The following is an 18,000-nucleotide window of genomic DNA, read 5'->3' on the forward strand; positions in this document are numbered from 1 at the left end:
AAAAGGCAGAGGAAAAGAAGCCCGAAGCTCCCAAAAAGGAAGAAAAGGCAGAGGATAAAAAGCCGCAGGAGCCACAGAGAGCTGAAAACAGCGGTGATTACGAGAAATACGGCGACCTTATCCATGATGAAAATATCGAGATCGACGACGTCAACAACATGGCGATCGACAAAAACGGTACTCTCGTAAAATACGTGGGAACCACAGAGTCCATAACGATCCCCGAAAAAGTAAGCGTTATAGGAAAGTACGCATTCCGCGGCAATGAGACGGTAAAGCGCATAGTTATGTCGGACAGTGTACGCACTATAGATAAGTTTGCTTTTTGCCACTGCTTCAACCTTGAAGAGATCGTTTTCTCAAAAAATCTTGAGTCTATCGGCGAAAACGCTTTCCTAAAGTGCCTTAATCTCAGGGAGCTGAACTTCCCCGAGTCGCTTAAGCGCATAGGAAAGGGAGCTTTCGGCCGCTGCAACGGACTTGAAAGTGTGGTTCTTCCTGCGTATCTGCAAAGGATAAGCGACCTGATGTTCTTCTCCTGCAAGCGCCTGAGAAGAATTGTTATATCGGGTTCTGTGGAGTCCATAGGCAATGCAGCTTTTTCCGAGTGCTACAGCCTTAAAAAGGTAATAATTTCAGATTCTGTGGTAACTATCGGTGAAAGTGCTTTCTCATGGTGCAGGTCTCTTGAACAGATCACTATACCGAATACTGTAAAGACCATAAGCAACTGGGCGTTTTACGGATGCCAGAACCTTATGGATCTGAAGATCAGTATGTATACGAAGGATATCAAAGAGGACGCATTCTGCGGCTGTGAGAGCCTTTGCAATATCAATATAAGCGAATTTGACGATGAGAATATTCCCCTTGACCTTATCAGAAAGGGTCACAAGCAGACCATAAGGATACTTAAGCAGGTAAACCGCAAAAGAGCGGAGCGCTATGCCCGCGAGCACGGTTTCAGCACATTGTTCATATAACAGCAAAACGGGAGCTTTAAAAGCTCCCGTTTTTTATATTATTTAAAGGGGGAAGAATAAGAAAAAAGTCAATTTCTTTCGATAAAGCCGCCTGTTTCGGCTTTATTTTTATTGTCGAAGCCGCCGTCCTGACCGCCTTTGAAACCGCCGCGTCTGCCGCCGGACTGAGCTCCGCTGTTTTCGTCGGGAGCAAAATTCTCGTCAGGCTTTCCTCCGAATCCGCTGAAATCTCTGCCTTCACCGAATTTTTCGTTAGCTCCCGACTCTGTATCGGAGAAGTCGTCGGGGAAGCCCTCAGGCGGAGTAAAGCTGCCGTCTGCAAATCCCTCGGGGGGCGTGAACTCACCGTCGGGTCTGCCGTTAAAGCTGCCGTCTCTGCCGCCTTTGAAGCCGCCCATACCGCCGAAGCCCATCATGGACTGTGGAATCTCATCGACTTCTTCGCCGTTTACGATTATAGTACCGCCGTTGAATTCGGCTGAGGTCTGGTAGTCAAAGGATGACATCTGAGCGGTCACGTCGATAGTGCCGCCGTTTACGATGATAACGCCGTTTGAGTCAACACCGTCGGTATCGCCCTGTCCCATAGTTATTGTGGTCTCGCCGCCGTTGAACTCGATAACTATATCGCAGGCTGTGCTGTTGCGTGAAGCGTTTATGCCGTCGTCGGAAGCGTCGATAGTGATGTTTCCGCCGTTTATCTGCACATATGTAGCTTCTATGCCCTCGGAAGATGTGATACCGAATGTGCCTCCGTCGATCTGAACGTAGGTAGTTCCCTGTATACCGTCGCTCTTGGCGTTTATATCAAAGCTTCCGCCGGCAATATATATCTGACCCACTGTATCGTCGTCGCTGTTTTCGCAGTGGAAGCCGTCCTTATTGGTCTTTATTGTAAAGCTTCCGTCGTGTATGGAAATTGAGTCGTTAGCCTCGAAGGAATCCTTGGCAGTGGTCATTTTGTATGTGCCGCCTGTGATCTTGAGGTCGTCCTTGGTGGAGATGCCGTTTCCGTATGCCGAGTATACCGTAAGAGTACCCTTGCCGTTGAGGACAAGGTCCTCCTTTGAGTAAACGACCCCGTCCGTATTGGTCTCGCCGTCAGCTCTGAACTCATTGTTTACCGCAAGGGAGCTGTCCTTGTCCGTTGTGGTAATGAACACCTTGTCTGCCGATACTGCATAAACAGCAGGGAAGTCATCATTTTCTATCTCAACTCCGTCAAGTACCAGCTGTACTTTTGCATTTTCATCTGCATCGACCTTGATAGTGCAGTTTTTTGCGCTTCCGCTGAGGACGTAAACGCCCTCCTCGGTGATATCAATGGTCTTTCCGTCCGAAACAGTAAGCATTTTTGCTGAAGCTGTGTCGGCAGTCTGCGAAAGATCACGGTCGGAGAATATGTTAGACGTGTTTATGACAGCTGCGGATATAATCTTATCCGCTTTTTTTACCTCATCTGAGTTTTCGGTCGTCTCGTATGTATCGTTTGTTTCATTATATGTATTTGAGGTATTCTTTATGACCTCCGTTTCAGAGACGTTCTGATTTGAGCAGCCTGTGAATGTGCTGAGAGCCATTATAAGCACTGCGAGTTCCGCAGCAGTTTTCTTTAAGTTATTATTCATAAATTCTGCACCCTTTCATATTATTGGAGTGTGTGATTTGTTTCTATGGTTATAATATACACCCTTTTTTTGTAAATTTAAGAAAGGGAAAATGAAATCGTCGGGAAAGCTTTGTGTAAGAAATCCGCAGAATGTGGAATTTGCAGTGCCAAATCTGATAAAACTGTGAAAATCTGTGATTATACTATTGACAAATTTAAATATAAGTGATATAATACATACAAATAAATGCAAAGACGGAGAGAAGTAGCACGGAAATTCGTTTTCAGAGAGTGCGGGCAGGGTGTGAGCCGCATATCAGAGTCTGTGTGAATAACACTCCCGAGCATCAAACCGAAAGGGTGCCGATTTAAGAGGGGCAGCGCATGAATGTCTCGGCGAATAAACGGTATTCCGAGTAGGGGCGACGTATTCCGCACGTTACAGCGGCTCAAAAGTGATCGCTTTTGCGGTAATTCAGGTGGCACCACGGGTATTGCGCCCCGTCCTGTAGTTTCAGGACGGGGCTTTTTGTATTCCTGCTCGTCCTGTGCACATTTTATAATGAAAGGAAAAATTATTATGAAGCACATTGATGTCAAGGAGATAATCTCCTCAAAGGACTATGTAGGCAAGCAGGTCACAGTATGCGGCTGGGTACGTACCTCACGTAACTCCAAGAGCGTTGCTTTCGTTGAGGTAAACGACGGAACTTCGCTGAAAAACGTACAGGTCGTAGTCGATAAGGGCGACAGCGACTTCAAGGAGCCGAGAGTAGGTATGTCTGTAAAGGTCACAGGTACTGCTGTAGAGGGCAGAAACGAGACTATTGAGATAAACGCTGCTCCCGAGGGGATCACCGTACTGGGCGATGCTCCTACAGATTATCCTCTTCAGAAGAAGGGGCATACCCTTGAATTCCTCCGTACTATTCCTCACCTAAGAGGCAGAACGAATACATTCAACGCTGTATGGAGAGTACGTTCCGTACTTGCAGCTGCTATACACGAATACTTCCAGAAGAACAACTATGTCTATGTAAATACTCCCCTTATCACAGGAAGCGATTGTGAGGGCGCAGGCGAGATGTTTCAGGTAACGACTATAGGCTACAGCAAGGATTACAAGAACGAGGAAGAATACTACGCAAACGACTTCTTCGGCAGAAAGGCAGGACTTTCCGTATCGGGTCAGCTCGAGGGCGAAATGGCTGCAATGGCTATGGGCAAGATATATACCTTCGGTCCTTCTTTCAGAGCCGAGAACTCAAATACTCCCAAGCACCTTGCAGAGTTCTGGCACGTGGAGCCCGAGGTAGCCTTCGCAGAGCTTGACGATGTTATCGAGATAGCTGAGAATATGCTGAAATACGTTATCCGCAAGCTCCTTGATACCTGTCCCGATGACATGAAGTTCTTCGACGCACATTTTGAAAAGGGTCTTATCGCGCGTCTTGAGGAGCTTATCTCCCACGACTTCGCAAGAGTTACCTATACAGAGGCTATCGAGCTCCTCAAGAAGTCGGGAGAGAACTTTGTATATCCCGTAGAGTGGGGCTGCGACCTTCAGACCGAGCATGAGAGATACCTCTCCGAGAAGGTATTCAAGAAGGCTGTGTTCGTAACGGACTATCCGAAGGAGATAAAGTCCTTCTACATGAAGCAGAATCCCGACGGCAAGACAGTTGCGGCTGTTGACCTGCTTGTGCCGGGCGTTGGTGAGATAATCGGCGGCAGTGAGCGTGAGGCTGATTACGAGAAGCTTATCGCTGCTATGAACGAGAGAAAGATGAACCTCGATCTCTACAGCGACTACCTCGACCTCAGAAAGTTCGGAAGCGTACCTCACGGCGGCTTCGGTCTCGGCTTCGAGAGACTTATCATGTACACAACAGGTATGGCAAATATCCGCGACGTTATACTCTTCCCGAGAACAGTCGGCTCTATCAGATAATTTAGCCGATTTGTAGGAGGCGATGCCTACATCGCCCCGTGTAACTATGGATTTTGCGGGCAGATGTGGGCATCCGCCCCTACATGCTAATGGTTTAAATATGTACAGCACAGGAAGCATCAATGGCGCTGCTTTCTGTAAAAATATCAAGTAAAGGAAAGTGATTAATCATGTCAAGATCGCTGTATATCCCCGAGGGCTATAAATCAGCCCTCACGCTGAGAGAAACTCAGCACGCTATCAAGTATATCAAGGACGTATTCCAGCAGGCTCTATCTTTTGCCCTGACTCTGGACAGAGTATCAGCTCCCCTGATCGTTAAAAAGGGAAGCGGTATCAACGACGACCTCAACGGCGTTGAGCGCAAGGTCGATTTCGACATAAAGGAGATCGCTGCAGAGGCTGAGGTAGTTCAGTCACTGGCAAAATGGAAGCGTATGGCTCTCTATCGCTACGGCTACAGCGCAGGAGAGGGTATCTATACGGATATGAACGCTATCCGCCGCGATGACGATACAGACAATACCCACTCAATATTCGTTGACCAGTGGGACTGGGAAAAGGTCATCACCCGTGACCAGAGAAATATACAGTTCCTTAAGGATACGGTAAAATCGGTAGTCAAGGCTATTGCTTACACAAAGCGCAAGGTAAGTCTCCGCTATCCTCAGCTGGCTGCAAAGGTATGCGACGAGCCGTACTTCATCACAACTCAGGAGCTTGAAGATATGTACCCCGACAAGACAGGTCATGAGCGTGAGCGCCTTATCACCAAGGAGCACAAGACCGTATTCCTTATGGGTATCGGCGGCAAGCTTGCCAGCGGTGAGAAGCATGACGGAAGAGCTCCCGACTACGACGATTGGGCGCTCAACGGTGATATCCTCTTCTGGGACGAGGTCCTTGACGATTCTCTTGAGATATCCTCAATGGGAATCCGTGTTGACGCGGAGTCGCTCAAAAAGCAGCTTGCAGAGTGCGGAGCCGAGGACAGGATGCAGTACAAGTATCATCAGATGATAGCTGACGGTACTCTCCCGCTCACTATCGGCGGCGGTATCGGTCAGTCGAGACTTTGTATGTTCATGCTTGAAAAAGCTCATATCGGCGAGGTACAGTCCTCTATATGGTCCGACGAGATGATAGAGAAGTGTGCAGCTAACGGTATCACACTGCTCTGATAACGTTGTAGGGGCGGATATTATCCGCCCGAATAAAGAACAATAAAGCCCGAAAGCGATGCTTTCGGGCTTTTTGCTGTGTGTAGGGGCGAACAGTGTTCGCCCGTGCTGGAATTTATGTATATATTTCGGGCGCACATTGTGCGCCCCTATAAGCTAACTGCTAATAGCTTAATCAGCCGCGGAGCTCAGCTCCGATAGCACTGAGTGCTTTCAGTACGCGCTTCATTGCGCCGTCTGCCTGTTCGTCTGTGAGAGTTCCCTCATGTGAACGCATGGATATGGAGTAAGCGATGCTCTTCTTGCCGTTCTTCTTCATATCATCGCTGCGGTATACGTCGAAGAGGCTTACCTTTTCGAGTATCTTTCCTACAGCTCCCTTGATAGCCTTTTCAAGCTCTGCAACAGGCATATCCTCGTCCACAAGGAGACTGAGGTCACGTGTAGTTGCAGGGAACTTCGGCAGTGGCTTATAGGTTATCTTATCTGCGGCTGCTGCCATGAGCTCGGGGATATTGAGCTTTGCAACGTAGGTCTTTACTCCTATCTCGTAGGTCTCCTGCACCTCGGGGTGAACCTCGCCCATGATGCCGAGGGGAGCGCCGTCCTTGAGGATAACTGCGCTTCTGCCCGGGTGGAGAGCGTACTTCTCATCGAATATATCACTGTCAGTTGCGCGGACATACTCAACATCGTTTATTTTGAGCTCTGCAAGGAGCTGCTCAACCATGCCCTTGAGAGTATAGAAGTCAGCATCGCCGCCGTACATACCTATTGTAAGTCTCTGGGGCTCGTCGGGGAGAGAATAGCTGTACTTATGCTTCTGCTTGCCGCTGTTTGCGAGAGTATCACCGTTGATGAAGGGCTTCTCCTCGGAAGCGGGGAGGTACTCCTTTGCTATCTCAAAGAGGCAGGCCTTTTCGTTGCGGTTGTTGTAGTTGAATGAAAGTACGTCCAGCATCGACGGGATAGTGGAAGTTCTCATAACGCTGGTATCCTCGCCGAGAGGATTTACTATCCTTACTACCTTGCGGAGCCTGCTGTCCTGTGGGAGACGTATCCTGTCGAAGTACTTGGGAGATACGAATGAATAGGTAGCTATCTCATAGCCGCCGAGAGCCGCTGCCGCGTTTCTGAGTATGCGCGTGAACTTCTGCTCCTCTGTGAATTCAGCTCTTGCCACGCCGCGGAAGTCAGTTGACGGGATATTGTTATAGCCGTAGATACGGGCAACTTCCTCTGCGATATCAGCCTTGCAGCCGATGTCTATACGGAAGGACGGAGCTATCACCTTGCCGCCCTCTACCTTGAAGTCAAGGCGTTCGAGGTACTTTATCATGTCAGCCTCGGATATATCAGTGCCGAGAAAATTGTTTATCCAGTCTGCGCTGAAATCAACTGCAGCAGGTGTTTTGTCTGTGTAGTCACGGTCAATTACTGTGTTGAGGACCTCACCTGCGCCAAGCTCTTCAACGAGCTCGAAAGCTCTCTTTAAGCAGGTCATTGAGATAAGTCTGTCAACGCCCTTTTCATAACGTGCGGAAGCGTCGGACTTCAGCTTGAGAGCCTTTGATGTGCGTCTTACCTGTGTGGGCTCGAAGTATGCGGACTCGAATACGACTGTTGTTGTGTCGTCCATGATACCGCTGTACTCGCCGCCCATGATACCTGCAACGGCGACGGGCTTCTTCTCGTCTGCGATGACCAGCATATCCTCTGTGAGCTCGCGTTCAACGCCGTCAAGAGTCATTATCTTCTCTCCGTTCTTTGCGTTGCGGACATTGATATGAGCTCCCTCAACGTAGCGGAGGTCGAAGGCGTGCATAGGCTGACCGTATTCAAGCATAACGTAGTTTGTGATATCAACGAAGTTATTGATAGGGCGAACGCCGCTTGCACGGAGACGCTCTCTCATCCAGCGGGGAGATGGTCCGATCTTTACGTTCTTTACGATACCTGCACAGTAGCGCTGACACTTTTCCGTGTTGTGGATATCGACTTTCAGCATAGAGTTGATATCGCCGTCAACTCCCTTGAATTCGGGAGCTTTTACCTTAAGTTCCGTACCGTAGGTAGCGGCAGTCTCTCTTGCAAGACCGATAACGCTGAGACAGTCGGGACGGTTTGAGGTTATCTCGAACTCTACGGAAGTATCGTCAAGTCCTATAGCTGTGTGGATATCCTCGCCGAGCTTGCAGTCCTCTTCGATAACGAATACGCCCTCGGGGTCTGCATAGGGGAAGTCGTGAGCTGTGAGACCGAGAGTTTCAAGTCCGCAGAACATACCGAAGCTCTCAACTCCGCGCATCTTGCACTTCTTGATCTTGCCCTCGGGGAGAACGGCTCCGTCAAGAGCAACGGGGACGAGATCGCCCTCCTTTACGTTCTTTGCGTTGGTAACTATCTGTATGGGAGCCTCAGCGCCGATGTCAACCTGACATACAAAGAGCGCGTCAGCATTTTCGTGAGGACCTTTTGAGAGTATCTTACCAACTACTACGTTGGAGATATTGCTTCCCTCTTTTTCATAGCACTCTACCTTTGAGCCGCTCATTGTGAGGGCGTGGCAGAAATCCTTTATGGGCATATCGGCTTTAACGTAATCGCCGAGCCATTTCATAGATAAATTCATATCTTTTTTCCTTTCGATTTATTTGAAATATCATCATACTTTTCATGTATTCAGTTTTCGATGAACTGGGCATGGGGACAGTGTTTTTTCAGCTGCTCCGATACCTCACCGAATACTTTTCTGTTATCTTCGTTTGACTTTTTCCGACTGACGAAGAGACGGTTTCCCGTAAATTTTCTTATGCACCATTTTTTACCGTTTGTGCATCTGAACTTTATATAAGACTTGTCATAATTCCGCCCTTTATGATACCAAATAAATGCTTTCGGGCGAACAGAAGTGATATCTTCATATCTGACAGCTGCGGGTATCTCAAAGCTGACGAAATATTCATTCAGAAAGAAATGGGTATCGTTGAATGATAACGAACAGTTTTCAAGCAGATCTGCGATGTCGGGAAGCTCTTCCTTCAGCTTTTTCAGACGGCGGCTGTAAATAAAGAAATTCAGCCACGTGAGAAAAGCGATGAGCAGAAGCAGTCCCCATACCCAGCATTCGGCAAACAGCGTATCAAGGTCGGTACCCACGGATGTGAGTTTTATTATGCAGTATATTATTACAAGAACGATAACAGGGATAAGTATGATATGAGGCAAATAGCATTTTTTCAGTGCCTTTCTGTAGCGTTCCATGCTCAGAACTGCTCTAAGAAGCGGACATCGTTCTCATAGAGGAGACGGAGATCGTTGATATCGAAGCGTCCCATTACCATACGCTCAAGTCCGAGACCGAATGCAAAGCCCGAGTATTCCTCAGGGTCGATACCGCAGTTCTCCAGTACCTTTGGGTGTACCATGCCTGCGCCGAGAAGCTCGATATAGCCCTCGTCCTTACACATGGAGCAGCCCTTTCCGCCGCAGTTGAAGCAGCTTATATCAACCTCGCAGCTTGGCTCGGTGAAGGGGAAGTGGTGAGGACGGAAACGGAGCTTGCAGTCGCTGCCGTAAAGCTTCTTCATGAGCATTTCGAGAGTGCCCTTGAGGTCGCTCATTGTGATGCCCTTATCTACTACGAGTCCCTCTATCTGGTGGAAGAGAGGGGAATGAGTAGCGTCAACAGCGTCCGAACGGAAAACTCGTCCGGGGGAGATGATACGGATAGGGGGCTTCTGGTTCTCCATAACGTGAACCTGTACGGAAGAGGTCTGTGTACGGAGGAGTACTGACTCGTCTGTGTCCTCGATATAGAATGTATCCTGTGTGTCTCTTGCGGGATGATCGGGAGGAAGATTGAGAGCCTCGAATACGTGATAGTCGTCGTCGATCTCGGGACCGTCGGCGATATTGAAGCCCATGCCGATGAATATTTCCCTTATCTCGTTCTCAACTTTGGTAAGCGGATGGAGCTTGCCGAAGGGAGCGTGCCTGCCCGGGAGAGTGATGTCGATCTTTTCCTCCGCAAGCTTTGCAGCCTGTGCGTTTGCCTTCAGTGAAGCGAGCTTGCTGCCGAGAGCTTCTTCGATGTCTGCTCTTACCTTGTTTGCAAGCTGACCTATTACAGGTCTTTCTTCTGCGGAGAGCTGTCCCATCTGTTTGAGAATGGCGGTGAGCTCACCCTTTTTTCCGAGGAATTTTATCCTCAGGTCGTCCAGCGCCTTGATCTCGGTGCAGGATTCAAGCTCCTGCTTTGCCAGCGCTTCGATTTTCTCAAGCTGTTCTTTCATTGTTTCACCTCATTAAGAATTAATGCGAAATGCTTAATTCGTAATTCGTAATTAAGGTATCGCCTAACGGCGATAGATTAAAGGTGTCGGAACATATAATGATCCGTCCGCGTGAGCGGACACATATAATTACGCATTACGAATTATGAATTATGAATTAAAAAAAGCCCTGTCCAACAGGACAAGACTTAAAACCTTGCTTTTATACCACCCATTGTCAGGAGAGCCGACACTCTCTTGTCTTTAACGCAGACCTACGTCGTCAGCCTACCACGCCGTTAAATCGGCGCTTCCGCTCCGCCCCTCGTGAGTGAACTTCGGAATGTGCCGTTACAGGGCGCTTTCACCTTTCCGCCCCTCTCTGAAGAAACTCCTGCATTCTTACTCTCTCAGTCATCGGGTTATAAACCTATTATATACGCGCTTTCCGAAAAAATCAAGAGCTTTTTTGAAATTTTTTCCGCAGTTGGTGTACACTTGTGAAAAAAAGATGAAGCAATTGAAAATTTTGAACGGATTTGTTGCAATCTGACGGAAAATGTGTTATCATATATGTAATGTGCCCTCAATGACAGCCGTCAGGCGGCCATTGTCCCGAAATGCATTCGGGGAGCGCAGTTCCTTTAATATAAAAGGGGAGCTGTGCCTTGTATTTCTTCATGTCAGGCCCTTTCGGGCAGACATCGGCACATGACCCAAAAACAGAAACGGAGAATAAATAATGGATAATTTTGCTGAACAGCTCGTAAAAAAGAACGAAACAAACGCTGATAAAACAAGAAGATTTTCAATGATGATAGTCGGTATCCTTTTCAGTGCCGCGCTTCTGCTCCTTACGTTATTTCAGGCGAGGAGTCCGCTCTTAGTGCTCCTCGGGTTCGCACTTGCGGCGGCGGCAGGCTACGGGACCTATTATTTCGTTCAGAACACCTATGTTGAGTATGAGTACACCTTCACCAACGGAGAACTCGATGTGGATAAGATAATCGCAAAGAAGAAGCGCCGCCCGATGCTCTCGACAAGCATAAGACAGTTCACGGACTTCGGCAGATACGAGGAAGGCATGGAAGAGACCGCCGATATGACCGTGATAATGGCTACGGACAATCTAGCTTCACATGAGTACTACGCCGACTTTACCGACGAAACAGTAGGCTCGGCAAGGCTCATCTTCGTTCCCGATGAAAGAATGCTGGAGAATATAAGCAAGTTCCTTCCAGCAAAGCTGAGAACGAAGCAGCACTGATGAACAGATAAAAAATTCTATTTCAGCGTCAAACGCTAAAAGGGGAGGTAATATATATGCAGATAGTTACACCAAAGCAGATGAGCAGGCTGGAGGAGCGATCCGAGAAACTGGGCGTTACCAAGAGGCAGCTCATGGAGAATGCAGGCAGGGAGCTTGCGGCGCTTATCGACGGATACTGCCGAAATGAAGCGCAGCTGCCGCCTGAGGAATGCTCCATAGTGTTCCTTGCGGGTACGGGCAACAACGGCGGTGATTGCTTTGCCGCGGCGGATATACTCGTATATAAGGGCTACATGATAACTGTCATACACATAGGCGGACTTCCGAAATCTCCTCTTGCTCAGGAAATGCTGAGCAGACTGCCGAGAGAGCGCATAAGCTTCATCGAGGGATTCAGGAGCGGCAATGTTGAGGCTGCTATCGAAGCGGCGGAGCTTGATTATATGACCATTCAGCCGAAAAGCAATGACGGCTCCGACGACAGCCATGACCGAAATCCCCTTGAAGATATACTCTTTGTGGAGAAGCGGAGAATGGGACTTATCAAGGGTGCGGTCGTAGGCGCACAGGTGCTTGTGGACGGAGTTTTCGGCACGGGCTTCCACGGACAGCTGGACAAGGATACTATAGGCATATTCGGCATAGGCTCGGGAGCTTACCGTGTGGCTGTGGATATCCCCAGCGGCGGAAACAGCTCTGCGGGAACGGCTGCCGCAGGTATATTCAAGGCTGACGAGACCCTTACATTCGGATTTATAAAGTCGGGAATGTCACAGTTCCCGCTGAAAAAGTACTGCGGAAAGGTGACTGTGGCAGATATAGGCATACCCAAAAGCGCTCTCGGTATACTTGACGGGGAAAGGAAGTATATCCGCATCGAAAGGAACTTCCTTGCGGCTTATCCTCCCAAGCGTGAAAGGGACGCTCATAAGGGCTGCTTCGGTACGGTCCTCGTTATAGCGGGAAGCTCCTCTATGCGCGGTGCGGCGGCATTTGCGGCTCTCGGAGCTCTTCGCAGCGGCGCAGGACTTGTAAGAGTAGCTTCCGTGGAAAAATGCATAGATACAGTATCGGTGCTTGCACCCGAGGCTACGTTCATAGAGCTGGAAAGCGACGATTACGGATTCATGCTCTACGACAGCAGCAAAGATGTGCTGGCTGAGGCTATGAAAAAGGCAGACGCTGTCGTTATTGGATGCGGTATGGGAGTTACTCCCGACACCATAGAGCTCACAAGGTTTGTGGCTCAGACTGCGGAATGCCCTGTTATTATTGACGCAGATGGAATAAATTGCATTGCAAAGGACATAAACATTCTAATGAAGAAGCAGACGGATATAGTTATAACTCCTCATATGGGAGAAATGGCTCGTCTGCTGAGTTGCAGCACCGATATGATAGCCGAGAACAGGCTCATTGCGGCTGAAAAGTACGCTGAACAGTTTGGCATAACCGTTGTGCTCAAGGGCGCAGGCACGGTAGTTGCCGACAGCCATTCAACAGCTGCAAATCATACTGGCAACGCAGGAATGAGCGTTGGCGGAAGCGGCGATGTACTCGCAGGTGTGATAGGAGCTGCTATCGCGCAGGGCTGCGGGATATTCGACGGCACCTGTGCAGGTGTGTATATGCATGGACTGGCAGGAGATGCAGCGGCTCAGAAGCTGGGCATGGAAGCTATGCTCCCGCGCGATATCATCGCAAATCTGCCCGATGCATTCGGTATACTAAGAGAAAAGAAGAATAATATGACCGTATAAGGCTGCGGTCGGATGTGAAAATTTATTTTCGATACTTTGATTGGAGCTGGTATTATGAAAAGGATTTTTACATTCGTACTCACGGCGGCTGCGGCGATATGCCTGACAGCTTGTTCGGTGGCAAATGTGGGCAGTTCTTCGCGGAAGAACAGTCTCGGCTGCGGTTTTTCCGCTGATGTGAGCATTACTCTTGACCGCCTTGAAGCCGAGGGCGCGGTAAAGCGCTTCGGAGAGGGGGCATGGGAGATAGAGTTCTCCGAGCCAAATACTCTCAGCGGAGTGAAGCTTGAATTCAGCGAGGGAAATGTCCTTGCGTCCTACAAGGGACTTAGCTTTTCCGTACCTCAGTCGGCTGTTCCCGTAAAGGCTATGATGCTCAATCTCATAAAGGCTGTGGACGATAATGCGGGGGCTGATGAGCTCACAGGCGAGGAAAACGATGGTATGCTCAGCGTCAAGGGAAGTCTCGACGGCGGAGAATATATACTCACCGTTGACGGAGAAGGACTCCTCAGCAGCTTTGAAATGCCGAACAATAAGCTGAAAATGCGGTTTACAGAGCTGAAAGTCACTGAGATATCAATTGAGCAGACAACTGCTGATACCACAGCGGAAACGGTTTCGGAAACCGCCGCCGTTACAACTGCATAAAAATATAGAGGACTTGACAGTATTAACGTCAAGTCCTCTTTTGCTTATGAGTAATAATAGTCAAGAAGCAGCCGCACTACCAGCGAATAGGTAAGTATTCCCTCTTCTCTGCCGTTCATTTTTATATTTGTATCGAAAAAGGTCTCGGAGGCTTCACTGACCGCTTCCGTGGGGATTATTTCCTTTTCGGCGTTTTCCTCCCAGTAGTTCTCTGGAAGAAATCTGTAGCAGTCGTTCTGCACTTTTTGTGATACGGGATTATCGAGGGCATGATCGTAAAGATCGTTTTCCCACAGAGCACTGTCAACGTATTCAAAGGCTTCGAGATAGCCTGCATATTGGAATTCGACATTGTCGCTGCCTGTGGCTGCGATGAACGCAAGGAAGTTCGCTTCGTCCTCCTGTATTATGCCTTTCAGGTGCGAAAGCTCGTGGCAGACCGTGAAAGGCAGATTGGTCCTTACCATGTCATCGTTGTAGTTGGCTTCAATGGTATAGGGAAGATAGATGCCCGTAGTATAGGTCTGGCTCATAAAGTATGAGAACTGTATGGGCTTTGCATTTGGGTAGTAGCCTTTGAGCTGGGGATATATCTCTCCTGCGCGTTTCATGGCTTTTTTAGCCTCTGTCTGAAAGTCGCAGGTGAGTACGAACCTGTCATGCTCGTCGCGGGGCACCTGCTCTGACAGCTCGTTGCATTTTTTTACGAGCATATCGTATAGTCCGATCATTTCTTCGTCCGTGTGTTCATGGGCATTGGGGAAATACTTTTCCGCAAAGGGAGTACACTGATACATGATAAAGCAGTTCACGGTCTCTGTAGTCGTTATGTAGCAGATTATCCACAGCACGAGGGCTCCTGCAAAGGCGGCTGTTTTTTTGCGCTTTCCCTTTCTGAATATGAGAAGCAGCAGAAACAGCGGTATACCGGCGATAACGAGGATAACTCCGCCGACGGTCAGCATTTCTCCCAGCGAAAACGGGATAAGTCCCGTTATGAACGAAACTGCCGCAGATATGTAAGGGAATACCTCCGCTACGTAAAAGTCTGCGAAAGGTCGGCAGAATCGGGCTAAAACATTGAGAAGCACCATTAAAACTATAATTATCAGGGGAATGCTGTATCTTTTTTTCATAGCTTTATCCTCTTTCGATGTTATTGATTATATTGTAGCATATAATCCCTGAAATAGCAAGATATGCGGAGAAAAAGGAAAAATTAACCTTGATGTAACCTGCTGTTAATTGACTTATACGTGAAAGTATGATATAGTTTATAGTGTAAAAGTCGGCTTCTGCCGTATAAGGAGGATATGTATGAAAAGGATAATTACGGGAGTGATCGCACTTGCGGCGGTCTTATGTACATTTACAGGCTGCGGAAACAAGCCTGACAGCAAAAATGATACGGAAGCTGCTTCGTCTGCCGCAAAGACAGACAAGGAAAAGGAAACTGACGCAAAAACCGAAGCAAAGACCGAAAAAAAGGAAGATAAGCCCGAAAGCAAGGACAGTGACAAGGTAAAGGAGGACAAGAAGGAAAAAAGTGACAGCAGTGCAGACAGTGCCGATACTGCGGCTTATGAGGATTTCATAAACGAGTATATCGAGACCTGCAATTCAAGGGACTTCAAGAAGCTCTTTATCATGCAGATGCCCGAGGGCGGACTTGAGGTAATGGAGGTCTCGCTTATGGCGGAGGCAGCAGAAGTTGGCGAGACTTACAGCCTTGACGAGCTGCTTGAAAAGTATGCCGAGTCGGAAGAGAGCAATACCTCAAAGAAAAAGCTTGTGAAAATAGTAAGCGCCGAGGATATAGACGATGAAGAGGACGAAGCTATCCGCGGCTACTGTGCGGGATACAAGGTCATGAGCGATTATATCGCGGAGCACGGCGGCAAGGACAAGGTCGATATAAATGAAATGGAAGCCTATTTCAACGATATTGACAGTGAGAAGATCGCTGATACCGTACAGCTTGATGATGCGAAATACGTTACAATAGAAGTACTCAAAGAGGACAGCGGCGAAACCGATGAAGAGGAGTTCTACATATACCGCGTAAAGGGCGGCGAGTGGCGCATGGACGATTCCATGCTCAAGTTTATGAGGAGCGCCCGCAAAAGATCTGTCACTACCGGTACAAAATCGCTGTTCAACGCAGGAAATACAGCCCTAACGGAGTTCGATGCGGAAAACAAGCTCCCCGAGATGAAAAAGGCTGTTATCTGCTCGGATGAAAGCAGGAATATCAATGTTCCCGCGGACTTTGACATGGTGGGCTTTAAGAAAAAATTGAACGATTTCTTTGACGAAAGCGGCAAGTTTGACTGGTTCATGGTCGTAAATGACGGAACGCTGGTCTATGCCGTTGCCGAGGAAAAGGATAAGAACAGGGGCATAGGCACATACCCTGCGGATACTGTCCTGAATTCTGATATGGGTATTTCCGAAGACAAGGATATCAGGAAAAAGAGCTTTGACGAGGTCTACAGCCTCTGTGCGGATTTGATAAAATAACGCTTTACAGCTCCCCGTATGCATTGCGGGGAGCTTTTGCATATTTGCGGACACTTCCGAATAGAATGAAAGTATCAAATACGGGAGGTACAGCCATGCAGGAAAAGCCAATAAAGCAGAATCACAATCTGATACTTGAAAACAGGAAAAGCCTTAGCATATCGGGGATAACCGATGTGGACAGCTTTGACGAAAAGGAGATAAGCCTTTACACTCAGCTGGGAGAGCTCAAAATACAGGGGCGTGAGCTCCACATAGACGCCATGAGCGTCGAGACGGGAGATATGACCATAACAGGCGATATATGGGCGCTCATATACGGCGACAGGGACAAGAAAGGTCCTATATCCGCACTTGGAAGGCTGTTCAGATGAGGATAGTTCCCGAGACGTATTTCACCGTCAGTGAGGAGCTGAGACTTTTCGGACTTTCCTGCATCATGGGAGCTGCCGTGGGCGTCGCATTTGACGCAGTAAGGGCAGTAAGACTGATATTTCCGCACAATAAGCTCCTTGTGGCGTTTGAGGACACAGCCTTTCTGCTGCTTTACAGTACGGCGCTGACAGCCTTTGCCGCCGCAGCAGCGAGGGGAGAGCTGAGAATGTATTTCGTTATCGGGAACATTCTCGGCTTTCTGATCTATTTCGTCACCCTCGGAAGCATCGTAATGAAGACGCTGAGAAAGCTTTTTCTTATCGCAGGCGCCTGTCTGAAACTGATCTTTCATCCTGTTAAACTGATTTTTGCATCGTTGTATAAAAAAGTGAATGTTAAATTTGTTAGAAATCTCCAAATTAAGGTTAAACGATTTAAAAAAATAAAAATAGTATTGCTAAACTGTCCGTTGATGTTGTATAATAAAATGGAAAATAAAAAGAGAAAGAACGTGAAAAACGTTGTCAAAAAAAATGAAACACGAAAAGCAGAATAAAAAAGGCCTGTTCAACAGGGGGCTCGTCAAGCTCGCTGCTGCGGCTGCCATAATCGGCTGCGGCGTCCTTATAGCGTCCACACAGAAGGACTGCAGGGAAAAGGAAGAGCAGATGAAGCTGATACAAGCCAAAATAAATGCTTATGAGACTGAAAATGCCGAGCTGCAGCGTGTACTTGACAGTGACGATCTCAACGCTTACATGGAAAAGGTCGCACTTGAAGAGAGAGGCTATGCCTATCCTGACGAGCGCAGATTCTACGACACTACCAGGGACTAATCGGGTCTGCGGAGACGGATCCATAAAAAGGAGTTATAAATAAATATGCAGCTGGAAATTGGTAAGATCTATAACGGCAAGGTCAAGGGAATAACACAGTACGGAGCTTTTGTCGATATCGAAGGCGGCGGTACGGGAATGGTCCATATTTCCGAGATCGCAAATACATATGTCAGCGACATCCATGAGCACCTCTCGGAGGATCAGGAAGTCAAGGTAAAGGTAATAGGCATCAATGAAGCGGGAAAGGTGAGCCTTTCCATAAAGAAGGCTGCCGAGAACGGAGACGCTCAGCCTCGTCAGAAGCGCTTTGACAAGGGTCAGGGCAAGTTCGACAGGAACGGCGAAAGAAGCTTCGATAAGGGCGACAAGGGCGATCACGGCTTTGACAAGGGCGAAAGGAACAATGAACGCCAGCAGAGAAGCAAGCCTGTGGTATGGGAGCCCAAGAAGCCTATCCCTCAGTCGGAAATGACCTTCGAGGATATGATGTCACGCTTCAAGCAGACCAGCGAGGAGCGTATGTGCGACCTCAAGCGCAGTACCGACAGAAAAAACGGAACAAGAAGAAAATAAGACAGAGCCGTCCG

General features: G+C 48.3%; 16 protein-coding genes and 1 other annotated feature. Of the genes, 11 read left to right on the forward strand and 5 right to left on the reverse strand.

Features of this window, described 5'->3' with window-relative positions; all coding sequences use genetic code 11:
* On the forward strand, positions 1-983 hold a 983-nt coding region (locus Q0R37_RS06540; protein ID WP_294752631.1), incomplete at its 5' end, for a leucine-rich repeat domain-containing protein.
* 68 nt (positions 984-1,051) lie between these two features.
* Here the strand turns inward: Q0R37_RS06540 and Q0R37_RS06545 are convergent.
* Entirely contained in the window at positions 1,052-2,611 is a 1,560-nt protein-coding gene (locus Q0R37_RS06545; RefSeq protein ID WP_294752634.1) for a carbohydrate-binding domain-containing protein, read from the reverse strand.
* 224 nt (positions 2,612-2,835) lie between these two features.
* Positions 2,836-3,104: a binding site (T-box leader), on the forward strand.
* Between the two features lie 68 nt (positions 3,105-3,172).
* Between Q0R37_RS06545 and asnS the strand changes: the two genes are divergently transcribed.
* Both asnS and asnA read left to right on the forward strand, forming a co-directional pair.
* Positions 3,173-4,543, forward strand: coding sequence for an asparagine--tRNA ligase (asnS, locus tag Q0R37_RS06550; protein ID WP_294752635.1), 1,371 nt, complete (start codon positions 3,173-3,175; stop codon positions 4,541-4,543).
* 170 nt (positions 4,544-4,713) lie between these two features.
* A complete protein-coding gene (asnA, locus tag Q0R37_RS06555; RefSeq protein WP_294752637.1) occupies positions 4,714-5,724 on the forward strand; it encodes an aspartate--ammonia ligase in 1,011 nt (336 codons plus the stop codon).
* Positions 5,725-5,899: 175 nt separating this feature from the next.
* Here the strand turns inward: asnA and pheT are convergent, their stop codons facing one another.
* Genes pheT through pheS form a run of 3 tightly spaced genes read right to left on the reverse strand, consistent with a single transcriptional unit; the run spans position 5,900 to position 10,019 of the window.
* Complete coding sequence (gene pheT, locus Q0R37_RS06560) at positions 5,900-8,356, reverse strand: phenylalanine--tRNA ligase subunit beta (protein ID WP_294752639.1); 2,457 nt, start codon at positions 8,354-8,356, stop codon at positions 5,900-5,902.
* Between the two features lie 50 nt (positions 8,357-8,406).
* Positions 8,407-8,988 carry a hypothetical protein gene (locus Q0R37_RS06565; protein ID WP_294752640.1) on the reverse strand — a complete coding sequence of 194 codons (582 nt, stop codon included), beginning with the start codon at positions 8,986-8,988 and terminating at the stop codon, positions 8,407-8,409.
* Between the two features lie 2 nt (positions 8,989-8,990).
* The gene (gene pheS / locus Q0R37_RS06570; RefSeq protein WP_294752642.1) at positions 8,991-10,019 is read right to left on the reverse strand and encodes a phenylalanine--tRNA ligase subunit alpha; all 1,029 of its coding nucleotides are present in this window, start codon (positions 10,017-10,019) and stop codon (positions 8,991-8,993) included.
* Between the two features lie 721 nt (positions 10,020-10,740).
* Between pheS and Q0R37_RS06575 the strand changes: the two genes are divergently transcribed.
* Genes Q0R37_RS06575 through Q0R37_RS06585 form a run of 3 tightly spaced genes read left to right on the forward strand, consistent with a single transcriptional unit; the run spans position 10,741 to position 13,679 of the window.
* On the forward strand, positions 10,741-11,265 hold the full coding sequence (locus Q0R37_RS06575; protein ID WP_294752644.1) for a hypothetical protein: 525 nt from the start codon (positions 10,741-10,743) through the stop codon (positions 11,263-11,265).
* A 56-nt stretch (positions 11,266-11,321) separates the two neighbouring features.
* Positions 11,322-13,028 (forward strand): NAD(P)H-hydrate dehydratase, encoded by a 1,707-nt coding sequence (locus Q0R37_RS06580; RefSeq protein ID WP_294752645.1) that lies wholly within the window; start codon positions 11,322-11,324, stop codon positions 13,026-13,028.
* Between the two features lie 54 nt (positions 13,029-13,082).
* A complete protein-coding gene (locus Q0R37_RS06585; protein ID WP_294752647.1) occupies positions 13,083-13,679 on the forward strand; it encodes a hypothetical protein in 597 nt (198 codons plus the stop codon).
* Between the two features lie 44 nt (positions 13,680-13,723).
* Here Q0R37_RS06585 and Q0R37_RS06590 read toward each other — a convergent pair whose 3' ends face one another.
* Positions 13,724-14,815 carry a DUF3810 domain-containing protein gene (locus Q0R37_RS06590; RefSeq protein ID WP_294752649.1) on the reverse strand — a complete coding sequence of 364 codons (1,092 nt, stop codon included), beginning with the start codon at positions 14,813-14,815 and terminating at the stop codon, positions 13,724-13,726.
* Between the two features lie 181 nt (positions 14,816-14,996).
* Here Q0R37_RS06590 and Q0R37_RS06595 point away from each other — a divergent pair, with 181 nt between their 5' ends.
* The 5 genes from Q0R37_RS06595 (at position 14,997) to Q0R37_RS06615 (ending at position 17,986) form a co-directional block, all read left to right on the forward strand.
* Positions 14,997-16,199 carry a hypothetical protein gene (locus tag Q0R37_RS06595; protein ID WP_294752651.1) on the forward strand — a complete coding sequence of 401 codons (1,203 nt, stop codon included), beginning with the start codon at positions 14,997-14,999 and terminating at the stop codon, positions 16,197-16,199.
* Between the two features lie 65 nt (positions 16,200-16,264).
* The gene (gene yabP / locus Q0R37_RS06600) at positions 16,265-16,573 is read left to right on the forward strand and encodes a sporulation protein YabP (RefSeq protein WP_294752653.1); all 309 of its coding nucleotides are present in this window, start codon (positions 16,265-16,267) and stop codon (positions 16,571-16,573) included.
* Positions 16,570-17,130 (forward strand): spore cortex biosynthesis protein YabQ, encoded by a 561-nt coding sequence (gene yabQ / locus Q0R37_RS06605; protein WP_294752654.1) that lies wholly within the window; start codon positions 16,570-16,572, stop codon positions 17,128-17,130. The genes yabP and yabQ overlap by 4 nt, the downstream gene beginning before the upstream one ends.
* A complete protein-coding gene (locus Q0R37_RS06610; RefSeq protein WP_294752656.1) occupies positions 17,108-17,410 on the forward strand; it encodes a hypothetical protein in 303 nt (100 codons plus the stop codon). The genes yabQ and Q0R37_RS06610 overlap by 23 nt, the downstream gene beginning before the upstream one ends.
* Before the next feature lie 45 nt (positions 17,411-17,455).
* Positions 17,456-17,986 carry a S1 RNA-binding domain-containing protein gene (locus Q0R37_RS06615; RefSeq protein WP_294752658.1) on the forward strand — a complete coding sequence of 177 codons (531 nt, stop codon included), beginning with the start codon at positions 17,456-17,458 and terminating at the stop codon, positions 17,984-17,986.
* The last annotated feature ends 14 nt before the right edge of the window (positions 17,987-18,000 follow it).

This window comes from uncultured Ruminococcus sp. (assembly GCF_946415235.1).
Classification (GTDB): domain Bacteria; phylum Bacillota; class Clostridia; order Oscillospirales; family Ruminococcaceae; genus Ruminococcus.

Bases quoted from the DNA above. Each gene is read 5' to 3' on its own strand.
- Q0R37_RS06545 (WP_294752634.1), bottom strand. From the start codon at position 2,611: ATGAATAATAACTTAAAGAAAACTGCTGCGGAACTCGCAGTGCTTATA.
- asnS (WP_294752635.1), top strand. From the start codon at position 3,173: ATGAAGCACATTGATGTCAAGGAGATAATCTCCTCAAAGGACTATGTA.
- asnA (WP_294752637.1), top strand. From the start codon at position 4,714: ATGTCAAGATCGCTGTATATCCCCGAGGGCTATAAATCAGCCCTCACG.
- pheT (WP_294752639.1), bottom strand. From the start codon at position 8,356: ATGAATTTATCTATGAAATGGCTCGGCGATTACGTTAAAGCCGATATG.
- Q0R37_RS06565 (WP_294752640.1), bottom strand. From the start codon at position 8,988: ATGGAACGCTACAGAAAGGCACTGAAAAAATGCTATTTGCCTCATATC.
- pheS (WP_294752642.1), bottom strand. From the start codon at position 10,019: ATGAAAGAACAGCTTGAGAAAATCGAAGCGCTGGCAAAGCAGGAGCTT.
- Q0R37_RS06575 (WP_294752644.1), top strand. From the start codon at position 10,741: ATGGATAATTTTGCTGAACAGCTCGTAAAAAAGAACGAAACAAACGCT.
- Q0R37_RS06580 (WP_294752645.1), top strand. From the start codon at position 11,322: ATGCAGATAGTTACACCAAAGCAGATGAGCAGGCTGGAGGAGCGATCC.
- Q0R37_RS06585 (WP_294752647.1), top strand. From the start codon at position 13,083: ATGAAAAGGATTTTTACATTCGTACTCACGGCGGCTGCGGCGATATGC.
- Q0R37_RS06590 (WP_294752649.1), bottom strand. From the start codon at position 14,815: ATGAAAAAAAGATACAGCATTCCCCTGATAATTATAGTTTTAATGGTG.
- Q0R37_RS06595 (WP_294752651.1), top strand. From the start codon at position 14,997: ATGAAAAGGATAATTACGGGAGTGATCGCACTTGCGGCGGTCTTATGT.
- yabP (WP_294752653.1), top strand. From the start codon at position 16,265: ATGAAAGTATCAAATACGGGAGGTACAGCCATGCAGGAAAAGCCAATA.
- yabQ (WP_294752654.1), top strand. From the start codon at position 16,570: ATGAGGATAGTTCCCGAGACGTATTTCACCGTCAGTGAGGAGCTGAGA.
- Q0R37_RS06610 (WP_294752656.1), top strand. From the start codon at position 17,108: ATGAAACACGAAAAGCAGAATAAAAAAGGCCTGTTCAACAGGGGGCTC.
- Q0R37_RS06615 (WP_294752658.1), top strand. From the start codon at position 17,456: ATGCAGCTGGAAATTGGTAAGATCTATAACGGCAAGGTCAAGGGAATA.